The following is a 13,980-nucleotide window of genomic DNA, read 5'->3' as shown; positions in this document are numbered from 1 at the left end:
ATAAACTATTTAGCTACTTCTTCTTTCGGCATTACCATACCTTTATAAAGTTGAACAGTTATCCAGTAATACATGAAATAAATGACTAAGAAGATTCCTATTGGCACCCACACTTTCACAAACGGGTCAACTAATATAAAGCTGAATAAGTTAAGCCCAACTAAAACGTGAGAAATGCCAATGATTGCTGGGAAGATAAATAAATACGAAATTTCTTTATATATACTTTTCGTTAACATACTACGTCTTACGCCAATTTTTCGTAACATTTCATAACGTCGTACGTCGCGAGAAGCACCTGTTAATATTTTGAACATAAGGGAACTTACCATCATTGCTAAAAAGGCAATTCCGAGGAAAAATCCCATAAACATTGTTCCGCTCATGAAGCTGTTCGTTAACTGATAAATTGTCATTTTCGTAAATATGTCTACCTTTGCACCTGTTGCTTTTTCAATTTGTTCTTTTTGTCTCTTGTCTATTTCGATCAATAATGGTTTATATTTTTTCATATCATCTACTTTTGCTAATGTTACAGTGTGTTCGGTTCCTTGAATTCCTTTATAATGCTCTTCATCTGCAATTCTTACTGGTTTTCCGTTAAATTGATTATGTGTAAGTTGTATTTCTCTTACAATAGCATCTTCCCAATCTTTTGGCATACGAGGAAGCTTATTCGCTACTTCAGGAGCTTCCAAAGCAGAATATACGGGTTCAGTTAAAGGTTCAGCCACCCGTTTACGCGCAGGTTCTTTTAAAGTTTTCGTATCAAAGCGTTCGGAAATTAGTGGTGGCTTCGCTACTAAGTCGTTACGTAAGTAATACACCGCTTCCCCATCTACTTTATACTTGTACTTGCTTTCTTCAACAATTTCCATTTCTTTTAATGCTGCTGTATCTTGTTCGTTTGGATCATGAATTGCAACATCATATACACGAGAAAGGTCTGTCATAATACCTACATTTTTTTGGAAAGCCATACCTGCAGTCATCGCACCTGCGCCTAATGCAATTAACATAGCTACAGTACCTAATACTCTTGATAAACTATTAACTCGAAAGCGTAGCTGTGCGTATGTAAAACTATTTAAGCCCGTTTCATTTCGTTTTTTATTTCCTTTAATTTTCATCACAAAAAATGGGAGTAATGAACTAAAGATGAAATATGTTCCAAGTGTTGTAACGATGGTTGCTATAATAAAACCTAATTCAGCATATATTTTTACATTAATCATAAAATAGTACCCTGTACTTACTAGTAATACACCAAGTACTGTCATTATTATAATGCGAGTTTTACTTTTCTTCACTTCATCTAGTGTTTCATCCTCACGAATTAACTCTAGTTCAGTTTTACGTAACAATCGGACACTGTTCATTAAGCCAGTAATGAAAAATAGTATTAAGAAGAAAATAGCTGTGACTAAAATTGCTGGTGTGTATACAGATGCATAACTACCTTTTGCTGAAATTTCCATTCCATTCATTAAAAAGTTTCCTGCTACACTTGCAAGTAACATCCCTACTAAAATACCGATAATAATACTGACAATACCCATACCGAATGTTTCAATAAATAATAACTGTGCTACTTTTTTCTTTTTCGCACCAAGCATCATGTACATACCGAGTTCTTTTCTTCTTAATGTGAGCAAGAAAGAGTTGGCATATATAATATAAAATACAGTAATGAAAGATAATAGTATTGCACCTACCCAAAAGACGAGTCTAATACTACTAATTAGACTATTATCTTTCGTAAATTCACTATTCATCGCCATCGTTTGGAACATGTAGAAAATACTAATACTAATAACGAGGCCAATAAGTAAAACCATATAATCTTTTAACATCTTTTTCATACTATGACGTGATAATTTAAATAACATAGTTTCGCCCCCCTACTTAGACTCAGCAGCTGAGCCCATATGAGCGAGCACACCTAAAATGTCTTGATAGAAATTCTCTCGAGTGCCTTGACGATTTAATTCTTTATAAAGAAGACCATCTTGAATAAATAAAATACGCTCACAATAACTTGCACTAAATGCATCGTGTGTAACCATCAAAATACTTACATTGTGATTTTCATGTAAATCTTGCATCGCTTCTAATAAACTTTTTGCGTTTTTACTATCAAGCGCACCTGTCGGTTCATCTGCTAATACAATTGCTGGATTATGTACTAAAGCTCTTGCCGCCGCTGTTCTTTGCTTTTGTCCTCCAGAAACAGCCGTCGGATATTTTGTTAAAATTTCGGTGATACCTAATTTCTTGGCAACGTCATTTACCTTTCCAGTAATCTCACTTGACGGTACGCCTTGCAAAGAAAGTGGTAAAGCTATATTTTCATAAATTGATAAGTTTTCTAGAAGATTAAAATCTTGAAAAATGAAACCTAATTTTTGAGAGCGAAAATCAGATAACGCATTGCCCTTCATAGAAGTAATATTTGTACCAGCTATCGTCACACTACCACCTGTCGCTTGGTCAAGTGTACTTATCACATTAAGTAAAGTCGTTTTGCCAGACCCAGAAGGTCCCATGATCCCGACAAATTCTCCTTCTTTAATACTTAACGATACACCCCTTAATGCTTTTGACTGATTCTCATTTCTTTTCCCATACGTTTTTTCTACACTTTCTACAGTAACTACATTTGTTGACATCTCTTTCACTCCATCCCTTTTGTATAAAATTAATTTCTCACATATTTCTTATTATTTTGCCATGTAAATCCTTAAGATTTTTTTAATTATTCATTCAATAAGAGTTACATCCTTAACATGAACCTATTTCCTACTCCATATTCTCATTTTTCTACAACTCGTTCCCTCGATTTCGCTTACATTTACCTTACATTTTTGTAAGATAAAAACGAAAACACACTAATTGCTAATAGTGTGTTTTCTTTACAATCAATATTTTCTATTCCTTATTTCTTCTTCAATACTTGCCACAAATACATCTAGCGCAATAACTTCTGACTTCTCTTCCCCATATTTACGTACATTTACAGCTCCGTTTTCCATTTCCTTATCCCCAATAACAAGAACATACGGTACTTTTTGCATTTGTGCTTCTCTTATTTTATATCCTAATTTTTCATCTCGTGCATCTTGTTCAACACGAACTCCAGCTTGTGCTAATTTATGTGCAATCTCATTGGCATATTGTTCATGTACTGCATTTGAAACTGGAATTACTTTCACTTGAACTGGTGCCACCCATGCCGGGAACGCACCTCCAAAGTGCTCAATTAATATTGCTAAGAAGCGATCTAATGACCCTAAAACTGCTCTGTGAATAACAACTGGTCTTTTCTTTTCATTATTTTCATCTATATAATTCAAATCAAATTTCTCTGGCATTTGGAAATCAAGCTGGATTGTTCCGCACTGGTGGCTTCTATTTAAAGCATCTTTAATATGAAAATCAATTTTCGGCCCGTAAAATGCACCGTCACCTTCATTTAGTCTATATTTATAATTTAGCGATTGTAATACATTTTCTAATGCCGCTTCTGCTTGCTCCCATAATTTATCATCACCCATTGAATCTTCTGGACGAGTAGAAAGCTCTACTTCATATTCGAATCCAAAAGTTTTATATACGTAATCAATTTGCGCCATTACTGATTTAATTTCATCTTCAATTTGTTTTGGAGTTACAAATAAATGTGCATCATCTTGGCAGAAAGTACGTACTCTTAATAATCCGTTTAACGCACCACTAAATTCATGACGATGTACTTGACCAAATTCACACATACGAATCGGTAATTCACGATAAGAATGCAATTTATTTTTAAACATAAGCATGTGCCCTGGGCAGTTCATCGGTTTTAATGCAAAACTTTTATTATCTACTTCAGAGAAATACATATTATCTTTATAATGTCCCCAGTGCCCTGATCTCTCCCATACTTCTTGGTTCATCATGAACGGAGTGCGTACTTCTTGATACTTATACTCTTTTTGAATTTCTCTTAAAAATGCTTCCAATTCGTTACGAATCATTTGTCCTTTCGGTAAATAAAACGGCATTCCCGGAGCCTCTTCAGAAAACATAAATAACTCAAGCTCACTGCCTAACTTACGATGATTTCTTTTTGCTGCTTCTTCAACGAAATGTAAATACTCTTCTAATTCTTTTTGAGAAGAGAATGCAACACCATATATGCGCTGAAGCACTTGGTTATTACTATCACCTCGCCAATATGCACCGGAAACGTGAGTTAATTGAAATGCTTTCAAATAACCTGTAGATGGTAAATGTGGTCCTCTACATAAATCTACAAATTCACCTTGTTTATATAGTGTTACACTTTCCCCACTAGGAATTGCTTCTAAAAGTTCTAATTTCAAGCGGTCGTTCATTTCTTGAAACAGTTTAGCTGCTTCTTCTCGAGAAACCTCAACTCGTTCTATCTTTATATTTTCATTTATGATTTTTTTCATTTCTTTTTCGATTTTTCGTAAATCTTCTATGTTTACACTACTTGGAAGATCCATATCATAATAAAATCCATTTTCAATAACAGGTCCTACTCCAAGATTTATATCACCATACAATCTTTTTACAGCTTGCGCTAAAATATGTGCCGCGGAGTGTCTTGCAATTTCTACCCCTTCATTTGAATCTATAGTAATGATTTCCACTTCCGCATTTTCTTCAATATCTCGGCGTAAATCATATAATCCATCATTTACTTTCCCCGCGACTGCTTTCTTTTTCAAACTACTGCTAATGGATCCAGCAATTTCTTCTAAAGTAACTCCATTTACAAATTCTTTAACGCTACCATCTGGAAATTTAATTTCAATCATTTGTTCTTTCATTTTTCATCTCTCCATTTCATAATAAAAAGCACACTCATCCCTAAAATAGGGACGAGCGTGCTTTTACCCGTGGTTCCACCCAGATTCCCATTGTAAATATACAATGGCTTCATTTACGGTAACGTCGTTTACACGGCACTAGATACTTCATTTCCCTAGTGCAGCTCTAAGGTGGTAAGTTATTTTTCTGCGTTAGGAAGTTCTCAGCTTTCCTTCCTTCTCTGTATAACCGGGTAAAATAACTCGTGTCCTTTTCTTCGCTTATTATGAAATTGAATGCAAAAAAGCATATTCATCCCAAAATATAGGGACGAATATGCTTATATCCGTGGTTCCACCCAGATTCCCATCACAAAAAAACATAATGGCTTCTTTTGCGATAACGTCGCATACACGGCACTAGATACTTCATTTCCCTAGTGCAGCTCTAAGGTGGTAAGTTATTTTTCTGCGTTAGGAAGTTCTCAGCTTTCCTTCCTTCTCTGTATAACCGGGTAAAATAACTCGTGTCCTTTTCTTTGCTTTTTGTAAAACATCCATTTATTGTTATTTAATATATCTTATTCATTTTATTTTTGCAAGTGTTTAAAAAAATTATTTATTTAATTTAAAAAAGCGAAACCAAATTTTTTTGGTTTCACTTCACAATTTTACCAATCTTGTGGTTCGTAATTTAAGTCTGCAAATAGACGTCTTTTCTCTTTCTTCGTTAAATCTCTCCACTGCCCAACTGGTAAATTATTCAATTCGATATTCATAATTCTCGTACGTTTTAACGTGTATACTTGATAACCTAAAGCTTCACACATACGGCGAATTTGGCGATTTAGCCCTTGTGTTAAAATAATTTGGAACTCATATTTTGATAACTGTGTAATCTCACAAGGAAGCGTTTTTGTTCCTAAAATTTTAACACCCGCTGCCATTTTCTCTAAGAAATCAGGTGTAATTGGCTTATCTACTGAAACGATATATTCTTTCTCATGTTTGTTTTCAGCACGTAAAATCTCATTAACAATATCGCCATCATTCGTTAACAAAATTAAACCGTCAGAGTCTTTATCAAGACGTCCAATGTGGCTAATTCGTAAAGGATGATTCACTAAATCAATAATATTACCTTTTACTGATTTTTCACTCGTACATGTAATACCTACTGGTTTATTTAAAGCGATATATACGTGATCTCGAGCAATTCGAAGCTGCTCTCCATTTACTCGTACATCATCACCTGGGTTCACTTGGTCACCAATTTTTGCAACCTTACCGTTAATAATTACTCTTCTCTCATTAATTAGTTTATCCGCTCCACGTCGAGACGCTTTTCCAGCTTCACTAATAAATTTATTGATACGCAAATTAGGCACATCCTTTTCTAAAAAAAATTTCAAGCTCACACTGCTTCTACCGTACAATACAAAAGGGTAAGCCTCCTATTATAACTTAAATATATTAACATGAAAGGGTATATAACGTCTTCTATTAATTACTTGTTTATAAGAAAATATCTTTATTATACATTCATTTATGCACTTTTTCAGCGTTTAATATACAAGCCATTCTTCCTTACATACAGCTTGTTTTCCTTTTATCTCTTCTATCTCTTCATGAATATTAGCTAATTTATATAAATCTGTGAAAATCTCTTCCACATAATGTTGATGTGTCTTTTCATCTTTCCAATACGTTAACACTATGTAACGATTTTCATTTTTTAAAGACTTCCCAACTACTCCACCTAACATTCCTTTTGCTTTTTCCATTCCTTTATTCCAAATTGTTTCTTGCTTATGTAAAAAATGATTTTCCTTTTCCATCTTTACATCACATATAGCAACTCTTACGAATGATCCTTCTGTAACAACGTCTTTCAAATGCGTATCAGTTATATCATACAACGTTTGAAATAATTCAATTTCACATGCAAGAAACGTATCCTCTTGATTACTATTTAAATAAATTGTATCGTGAGCACCATTCATAAATGATTGATATGTACTTCTATCTTCCCATAAAGTAAATACACATGCCTCATCTTCATACCATCCACCAAATTGTCCATGAAAACCATCTAGGTGCCGTATATCACGCCATTTTCCTTGCGCATTTGAAAACAATTCCTTTTTCTCTTCTTCCACCTTACAGTAGATTGTTTTTAGTAGCATTTTTAATTCCCCCTTTAGCATATAATTTATCTTCTTCTCACAATAATTAGTTCACATAATATTTTTATAATCACCCTAATACTTTTTATAGACATATAGAACTAATCATATTTATCACTACATCTATCAAAACATCTATCGAATTTAATTTCAAATGATTCAGAATAAAAAAAGATGTAACTCTTAATGAATTACATCTTTAGCTAATCTCCCTTATTCATCTTTTTCTCAAATAAATAATACGTAATTTCTCCCGGATAATGTACTACTGCTACCTTCCGCTCCCCTTTTTTAAAACTAACAGTATGCCCATTTTCCCCTAAGTTCTCCCATCCACTCGCCTTTGTAATTGGCATTACACTTATATATTGATAGTCCTCTTCCTTATCATCGTTAATATGGATTGCTGACATTGGCACTGGAAAATCTTTAATTTTAGATTCTTTATTCATAAATATGAATGCAATTAAACCAACTAATAACATAACCATTGAAATACTTGAAACTAGTTTTCTTCTATTCATTTTCACTAAAAACCCTCTTTTCTCACATATAACTTTCATCATTTTACTAACTTTAATTATTTATGTATAGAAAAGATATATTTTAAATCATTTCTAACCTATTTTCTCTACTTAAAACAACATTATTGTTATATATTATAATTATAAGTTTTTAAATTTTGGAGGCGTTACATATTGCAGAAATTACTTTTTACTAAATGGACAGTTGTTATTTCTATTTTCATCATTTTTGGTACAATTTTCTACGTTACTAATGTTAAAAATAACCACGAAAAAGCAACTATAGAAACAGCGGATACAAAAACTTTCAAAACTAAATTACAACCTAAAATCAATGAATTGACTACTACTTATAATAACATCATCAAAAAAGATTGGTTACCTGCTTGGGAAGAGATTAACACGAATGGAGATTCAGTAGATCGAAATAAACTATTAGTTACAATGAGTGCTGTTTCCAAGCAGTACGAAACAATTATGAACGAAATAGACACGCTTAAAATTGAAGAAAACATAACAGATATAGATATACAAAAACAACTACTTCAATTCACAAATCAGTTTAAATCCGCATCAAATTTCATGAAAAATGCAGCAAATTTGATTATAGACGGAGCAAATAACTCTACTCCAACCGATGAAACTATTGAAAAAACAAAACAAGCTTTAGGACTTGCGGATCAACATATTGTCATCGCTTTATCTACTTTAAATGAAGTTGAAGATAAATTAGGACTTACAAAAAAATAAAACTATTTACTATTTTAAAATAAAAAATGATTGCAATTCACAATTTGTATGTCTATAATGTTTTTATTGATTTACAATCAATGTGTTTATAAATTTTATAATTCGGATGAACCATTCAGGAGAAGGTCTATTGATCTACCGACGGGGCAAAAAGTTGTTATACCAACTTTGAAACTCTCAGGTCTTGGTTACAAGTAGAACTGCATGGGGACGAATCTCTGGAGAGACTCCCTCTCGCTTTCATAGAGCGCGGAGGAAAACGAGCACCGAAGGAGCAAATCCGCTACTTTAGCGGATAATCTCTCAGGTAAAAGGACAGAGACAAGCGAAAGAAAAAGCCGATTGTATCGGTTTATTTTTCTATCCCTTGTTTCTCCAGAGACCATTTCATTTACTTGAAGTGGTTTTTATTTTTTCTAAAAAAGGAGAATAAAGATGGAGACAGTAAGTAAAGTATTAGAACAAATGAATCAATACGTGTGGGGATTACCAACTTTGTTGCTACTCGTTGGAACAGGTATCATTCTCACAGTGCGTTTGAAAGGTTTACAGTTTAGTAAACTATTATACGCTCACAAACTAGCGTTTAAAAAATCAGAAGATACTTCTTCTTCTGGAGATATTAGTCACTTCCAAGCACTCATGACAGCTATGGCCGCAACGATTGGTATGGGAAATATAGCCGGTGTTGCAACAGCGGTTACAATTGGTGGTCCTGGTGCAATATTTTGGATGTGGATTACCGCTTTATTCGGTATGGCAACAAAGTATGCCGAGGCAATACTTGCAGTAAAATACCGTGTTAGTAATGAAAATGGTGAATATTCAGGTGGACCAATGTATTATTTAGAGCGTGGTTTAGGTAAGAAATGGCTGGCAGTATTATTCGCTATATTCGGCACAACTGCTTCTTTCGGTATTGGTAATATGGTGCAATCTAACTCAGTTGCAGAGGCAATGCGAATTAATTTCTCTTTCCCTCCTGCTTTAACTGGTATAGTAATGTCATTTTTAATCGCAATTGTTATTTTAGGCGGTGTAAAAAAAATTGGGAAAGTGACGGGATATGTCGTTCCTATTAAAGCTTTCTTTTATATAATTGCTGGTCTTATAATTATTTTCTATCACTACGACCAAATTCCAGAAGCATTTTCACTTATTTTTTCTGGTGCATTTAATGGTACAGCAGCTGCTGGTGGTTTTATTGGGGCAACAGTTGCATCAGCTATTCAAATCGGAATGGCGCGTGGTGTATTTGCGAACGAAGCTGGTTTAGGGAGTGCCCCTATTGCCGCGGCGGCGGCAAAAACTGATTCGCCTGCAAAGCAAGCTTTAGTTTCAATGACTGGTACTTTTCTAGATACGTTTATTGTATGTACAATTACAGGACTAGTATTAATTACTACAGGTGCTTGGAGATCTGGTAAAACTGGCGTTGAAGCTACAACATTTGCATTCCAATCTGTATTTGGTACTGCTGGTAGTATGATTCTCGGTATCGCAATTATTTTATTTGCCTACTCTACTATTTTAGGCTGGTCGTATTATGGAGAAAAATGTGTAGCTTATTTATTCGGAGAAAGTGCAGTTAAATATTATAAAGCAATCTTTATTGTTATGATTGCAATTGGTGCTAATTTAAAGCTAGGAATCGTATGGACATTTGCTGATATTGCAAATGGACTTATGGCAATTCCAAACTTGATTGGTCTAATTGGATTAAGTAGTATTGTTGTTGCTGAAACGAATCGCTTTTTACAAGCAGAGAAATTGAAAGAAAATAATAAAAAACAGGCAAGTTAATCTATGAAAAAAGGAATGACTCATACATGATGAGCGTTCCTTTTTTCATCCCCTCTTTTACTTAATTACTATCATTAAAAATATATTTATATCAATATTTACTCCTTTTTATTCCTTCAAAAGTTTTTCACATAAATGTCATAAATCGTATGGTCTAACTATATAGTTGAAAAGGAATGCGACATTAAGGTGTCACTGAAAAACTCATCCAAGAAAAGGGAGGAAAAATCTTTTGAAAAACAAAATCATCGTTTTCCTATCTGTTTTATCATTTATTATTGGTGGTTTCTTCTTTAACACGAATACTTCAAGCGCTGAAACATCATCTACTGATTACGTTCCTAACCAATTAATCGTTAAGTTCAAACAAAATGCATCTTTAAGTAATGTGCAATCTTTTCATAAATCTGTCGGAGCTAATGTCTTATCTAAAGATGATAAGTTAGGTTTTGAAGTCGTACAATTTTCAAAAGGTACTGTAAAAGAAAAAATAAAGAGCTATAAAAATAATCCAGATGTGGAATATGCAGAACCGAATTATTACGTTCACGCCTTTTGGACTCCAAACGACCCATATTTTAATAATCAATACGGGTTACAAAAGATTCAAGCTCCACAAGCTTGGGATAGCCAACGAAGTGATCCTGGTGTAAAAGTAGCTATTATTGATACAGGAGTTCAAGGCTCACACCCTGATCTGGCTTCGAAAGTAATTTACGGGCATGATTATGTTGATAACGACAATACATCTGATGATGGTAATGGTCATGGTACACATTGCGCTGGAATTACTGGAGCACTTACGAATAACAGCGTCGGAATTGCTGGTGTTGCCCCACAAACTTCAATTTATGCTGTCCGCGTATTAGATAATCAAGGAAGTGGTACTCTTGATGCTGTAGCGCAAGGTATTCGAGAAGCTGCTGATTCGGGTGCAAAAGTAATTAGTTTAAGTTTAGGAGCTCCAAATGGTGGTACTGCATTACAACAAGCCGTTCAATATGCATGGAATAAAGGCTCTGTTATAGTTGCAGCTGCTGGAAATGCTGGAAATACAAAAGCTAATTACCCTGCTTATTACAGCGAAGTAATTGCAGTTGCTTCTACAGATCAATCAGATAGAAAATCTTCATTCTCTACTTATGGTAGCTGGGTAGATGTTGCAGCACCAGGTTCAAATATATATTCAACATATAAAGGAAGTACGTATCAATCATTAAGTGGTACATCTATGGCAACACCTCATGTTGCAGGAGTCGCAGCTCTTTTAGCAAATCAAGGATATAGCAATACACAAATCCGCCAAATTATTGAGTCTACTACTGATAAAATTAGTGGTACAGGTACGTACTGGAAAAACGGTAGAGTCAATGCATATAAGGCTGTACAATACGCTAAGCAATTACAAGAAAATAAAGCTTCTTAATAAATAAAGTAAAATTTTGATCGGTCGATCTACCATTAATGCCGGATAAAATAGAAGGAGAGACTTCTACAATTAAAGCCTCTCCTTCTTACAAACTATATTACTCTCCCTGCTTTTTAACCATATGTAAATACAGTACAAAATCCATCATTGTCGACGAATGACCAAGTTGACGGATCATCGCTGTTATATTTCCTCTATGATATGTACCATGATTTACAACATGTTGCACTAATTCTAAAATCGAAGTTTCTAATTTCCCTACATATGGATTCTCAATAACAAATACAGCATTCACATCTTGTATTGTAATTAAAAACTCTTTATATTGATTTGCCATGTTTTCAAACATTTTTTCTAATTCATGTAACGATTTAGTTTCAATTTGTTTTCGTAAATCTTCTCGGTCTTGTATTGCTTCATTCATACTTTTACCATGCAATATATGTAACCACACTTGATCTGTAATATAAATATGCACAAAAGTATCCTTAATGGATGGGAATACACTCTGTATCTGCTCATTAAAAATTTTCTCATAGTTTGGTAACTCTTTTAATCGATTGAATAATCTAGTATTAGCCCAAGCATGGTAATCACACTGTTTTAATATATAATCTTTCAATTTATATTACCTCCTTATTGTATGAAACGAATGGCTTGTTTCTTCATTTCTGATTCTCTATCAGCCTTTGCAATCCCTTTTTCTTTCATTTCATGCTTATTTATCGTTTTATATTTTACATACGTATAAAATTCCGTTTGAAATGGAAATGGTGTAATCCGAATTGTTTCCTCGTCCACCCATTCAGCTTGAATAAGTTTCTCCTCTTTACTATTAAACATTTCTGTTCCTTCAAAACCATCTTTAAATAAATCAATTTCATCTTTCTTTTTGACACCAGGCTTATTCATACATACGTATAAAGAAAGTTCATCACAAAACTTTAATAATCTATAATGCTTATCGAACATCGCAAACTGTTCCTTTGTTAACGTTTTCAAAACTCTTTTTTGTCGTTCTAATTCATGTTTATAAAATGACATCATCTCTTCATCTTCCTCGTTTAGTGGAAATGATAAAAAATGTTTACTACAAAGCAATGCCCCGTATGGATTAGAATTTTCAATTTCATTCAATCCAATCGTATAAAAAACAAAACGTAATGGGCTTGGACAATCCATAAATGTATATGGAATATTTTTAGCATCATTCAAAATTGGTACTTTATCAAGCTCTATCCATCCTCTGTCATGCTCATATATTGCATCAACTGTTTCTTTTAAATATGTTTTATCTTCAAAAAAGTCTTCTTTTATATGCTTTGCAATCTCTCCGGCTAAAAAACCATGATCATGTTGACGAATTAAAATACTTTCCTTCTCATTTTTTTCACGAAAAATCATTCGTATACTCCCCCTCATCCTCATATTAAAGCTTTTTATATGCATCGATTCTTAATTAATCCCTAAATAATAGAAGGGATTCAGTCTCTTGCAACGAAATTAACATAATTATATAGTATTCTTTCTAATCATAGTGATAGCTTTATCTTTACTATCTATTATACTAAAACATTCATTCCAAAAATTTTTTTATGAGGTGAAAACATGAACAAAACAGAATTAATTAAAAACGTAGCTCAATCAGCTGATATTTCTCAAAAGGACGCTTCTGCAGCTGTACAATCCGTATTTGACACAATTGCTAATGCATTACAATCTGGAGATAAAGTTCAACTAATCGGGTTTGGAACTTTTGAAGTACGCGAAAGATCTGCTCGTACAGGACGTAATCCGCAAACTGGCGAAGAAATTCAAATCGCCGCTGGTAAAGTTCCTGCATTTAAAGCAGGTAAAGAATTAAAAGAAGCTGTTAAATAAAAAACAAGAAACCAGCCATTTTATAGGCTGGTTTCTTGTTTTTATTTAAGCAATTGCTTTATATTCTCTGCATGATACACTTCACAAATATAAAATACACATTTGCAGTTACTTACAATTTGATACTTTCTAGTTGGATACACATTCGCTGTAACAGAACATCCATCAAACAATTCAATAATATTTCCAGATGGCTGATATCCTTCATATAATACGTTTCTTCTTACTTCCATCTTTTCTATAAGCTTTTCAACAGGAATATTTCCACTCTCTAATTCACTCTTTATTGCGTCCGTTAAAAACGAAGTGTCTGCAAAAATTAGATTTTCAGATAACACCTTTCCTTTATAACTAACATTAGATACACGGTAAAGAAATGTTCCATCTTTATCAAAGAAATTCTTTGCTTCTTTCGGAATGTACTGTCTACCAAGTGCCTCTTGTTCAAGAACATCAAACTGAACTGTATCATTTAAAAGCTTTTCTAAAGCATGAATGGATGATGTATCTCCAGAAAATAAAATATTTTTAATTGCTTGTACATTATAAGTGAATTCATTCTTTCTATTTTCCGCTACTAACATGAG

13 protein-coding genes, 1 riboswitch and 2 other annotated features are annotated in these 13,980 nt (G+C 33.5%); of the genes, 4 read left to right on the top strand and 9 right to left on the bottom strand.

The genetic code is table 11. From position 1 onward, the window contains the following. Positions 1 to 5: 5 nt before the first annotated feature. The 6 genes from MKY21_RS11700 to MKY21_RS11675 form a co-directional block, all read right to left on the bottom strand. A complete protein-coding gene (locus MKY21_RS11700; RefSeq protein WP_341076287.1) occupies positions 6 to 1,889 on the bottom strand; it encodes an ABC transporter permease in 1,884 nt (627 codons plus the stop codon). A 12-nt stretch (positions 1,890 to 1,901) separates the two neighbouring features. Then, positions 1,902 to 2,669: an ABC transporter ATP-binding protein gene (locus MKY21_RS11695; protein WP_000106426.1), complete on the bottom strand. Its 768-nt coding sequence runs from the start codon at positions 2,667 to 2,669 to the stop codon at positions 1,902 to 1,904. A gap of 249 nt (positions 2,670 to 2,918) precedes the next feature. Next, positions 2,919 to 4,841 carry a threonine--tRNA ligase gene (gene thrS / locus MKY21_RS11690; protein ID WP_044796237.1) on the bottom strand — a complete coding sequence of 641 codons (1,923 nt, stop codon included), beginning with the start codon at positions 4,839 to 4,841 and terminating at the stop codon, positions 2,919 to 2,921. A gap of 44 nt (positions 4,842 to 4,885) precedes the next feature. Beyond that, positions 4,886 to 5,108 (bottom strand) — a binding site (T-box leader). A gap of 36 nt (positions 5,109 to 5,144) precedes the next feature. Beyond that, positions 5,145 to 5,369 (bottom strand) — a binding site (T-box leader). Between the two features lie 122 nt (positions 5,370 to 5,491). Continuing rightward, positions 5,492 to 6,199, bottom strand: coding sequence for a 23S rRNA pseudouridine(2604) synthase RluF (rluF, locus tag MKY21_RS11685; RefSeq protein WP_001222170.1), 708 nt, complete (start codon positions 6,197 to 6,199; stop codon positions 5,492 to 5,494). A 186-nt stretch (positions 6,200 to 6,385) separates the two neighbouring features. Beyond that, positions 6,386 to 7,006, bottom strand: coding sequence for a YdbC family protein (locus MKY21_RS11680; RefSeq protein WP_044796268.1), 621 nt, complete (start codon positions 7,004 to 7,006; stop codon positions 6,386 to 6,388). A gap of 203 nt (positions 7,007 to 7,209) precedes the next feature. Further along, positions 7,210 to 7,572, bottom strand: coding sequence for a hypothetical protein (locus tag MKY21_RS11675; RefSeq protein ID WP_001999750.1), 363 nt, complete (start codon positions 7,570 to 7,572; stop codon positions 7,210 to 7,212). A 132-nt stretch (positions 7,573 to 7,704) separates the two neighbouring features. Between MKY21_RS11675 and MKY21_RS11670 the strand changes: the two genes are divergently transcribed. The 3 genes from MKY21_RS11670 (at position 7,705) to MKY21_RS11660 (ending at position 11,509) form a co-directional block, all read left to right on the top strand. Next, positions 7,705 to 8,280, top strand: a complete 576-nt coding sequence (locus MKY21_RS11670) for a hypothetical protein (RefSeq protein WP_086392393.1) — start codon at positions 7,705 to 7,707, stop codon at positions 8,278 to 8,280. A gap of 208 nt (positions 8,281 to 8,488) precedes the next feature. After that, a riboswitch (glycine riboswitch) is annotated at positions 8,489 to 8,609 on the top strand. Positions 8,610 to 8,715: 106 nt separating this feature from the next. Continuing rightward, on the top strand, positions 8,716 to 10,083 hold the full coding sequence (locus MKY21_RS11665; protein WP_000451049.1) for an alanine/glycine:cation symporter family protein: 1,368 nt from the start codon (positions 8,716 to 8,718) through the stop codon (positions 10,081 to 10,083). Positions 10,084 to 10,315: 232 nt separating this feature from the next. Further along, positions 10,316 to 11,509 (top strand): S8 family peptidase, encoded by a 1,194-nt coding sequence (locus MKY21_RS11660; protein ID WP_000790937.1) that lies wholly within the window; start codon positions 10,316 to 10,318, stop codon positions 11,507 to 11,509. Positions 11,510 to 11,609: 100 nt separating this feature from the next. Here MKY21_RS11660 and MKY21_RS11655 read toward each other — a convergent pair whose 3' ends face one another. Continuing rightward, on the bottom strand, positions 11,610 to 12,134 hold the full coding sequence (locus MKY21_RS11655) for a DinB family protein (RefSeq protein WP_016117772.1): 525 nt from the start codon (positions 12,132 to 12,134) through the stop codon (positions 11,610 to 11,612). Positions 12,135 to 12,148: 14 nt separating this feature from the next. Next, on the bottom strand, positions 12,149 to 12,916 hold the full coding sequence (locus MKY21_RS11650; RefSeq protein WP_044796265.1) for a DUF3891 family protein: 768 nt from the start codon (positions 12,914 to 12,916) through the stop codon (positions 12,149 to 12,151). Between the two features lie 204 nt (positions 12,917 to 13,120). Here MKY21_RS11650 and MKY21_RS11645 point away from each other — a divergent pair, with 204 nt between their 5' ends. Further along, positions 13,121 to 13,393 (top strand): HU family DNA-binding protein, encoded by a 273-nt coding sequence (locus MKY21_RS11645; RefSeq protein WP_001043905.1) that lies wholly within the window; start codon positions 13,121 to 13,123, stop codon positions 13,391 to 13,393. Between the two features lie 41 nt (positions 13,394 to 13,434). On the opposite strand, the gene MKY21_RS11640 is transcribed toward MKY21_RS11645, so the two are convergent. Further along, the gene (locus MKY21_RS11640; RefSeq protein WP_016081713.1) at positions 13,435 to 13,977 is read right to left on the bottom strand and encodes a hypothetical protein; all 543 of its coding nucleotides are present in this window, start codon (positions 13,975 to 13,977) and stop codon (positions 13,435 to 13,437) included. Between the last annotated feature and the right edge of the window lie 3 nt (positions 13,978 to 13,980).

The organism is Bacillus sp. FSL R9-9497, from assembly GCF_038005805.1.
Classification (GTDB): domain Bacteria; phylum Bacillota; class Bacilli; order Bacillales; family Bacillaceae_G; genus Bacillus_A; species Bacillus_A cereus.
Note: the sequence above shows the minus strand (reverse complement) of the source record. Positions and strands in the feature narration are given on the sequence as shown.

Excerpts from the sequence above, each read along its gene's own strand:
- MKY21_RS11700 (WP_341076287.1), bottom strand. The coding sequence starts at position 1,889 with ATGTTATTTAAATTATCACGTCATAGTATGAAAAAGATGTTAAAAGAT.
- MKY21_RS11695 (WP_000106426.1), bottom strand. The coding sequence starts at position 2,669 with ATGTCAACAAATGTAGTTACTGTAGAAAGTGTAGAAAAAACGTATGGG.
- thrS (WP_044796237.1), bottom strand. The coding sequence starts at position 4,841 with ATGAAAGAACAAATGATTGAAATTAAATTTCCAGATGGTAGCGTTAAA.
- MKY21_RS11680 (WP_044796268.1), bottom strand. The coding sequence starts at position 7,006 with ATGCTACTAAAAACAATCTACTGTAAGGTGGAAGAAGAGAAAAAGGAA.
- MKY21_RS11675 (WP_001999750.1), bottom strand. The coding sequence starts at position 7,572 with ATGATGAAAGTTATATGTGAGAAAAGAGGGTTTTTAGTGAAAATGAAT.
- MKY21_RS11665 (WP_000451049.1), top strand. The coding sequence starts at position 8,716 with ATGGAGACAGTAAGTAAAGTATTAGAACAAATGAATCAATACGTGTGG.
- MKY21_RS11650 (WP_044796265.1), bottom strand. The coding sequence starts at position 12,916 with ATGATTTTTCGTGAAAAAAATGAGAAGGAAAGTATTTTAATTCGTCAA.
- MKY21_RS11645 (WP_001043905.1), top strand. The coding sequence starts at position 13,121 with ATGAACAAAACAGAATTAATTAAAAACGTAGCTCAATCAGCTGATATT.
- MKY21_RS11640 (WP_016081713.1), bottom strand. The coding sequence starts at position 13,977 with ATGTTAGTAGCGGAAAATAGAAAGAATGAATTCACTTATAATGTACAA.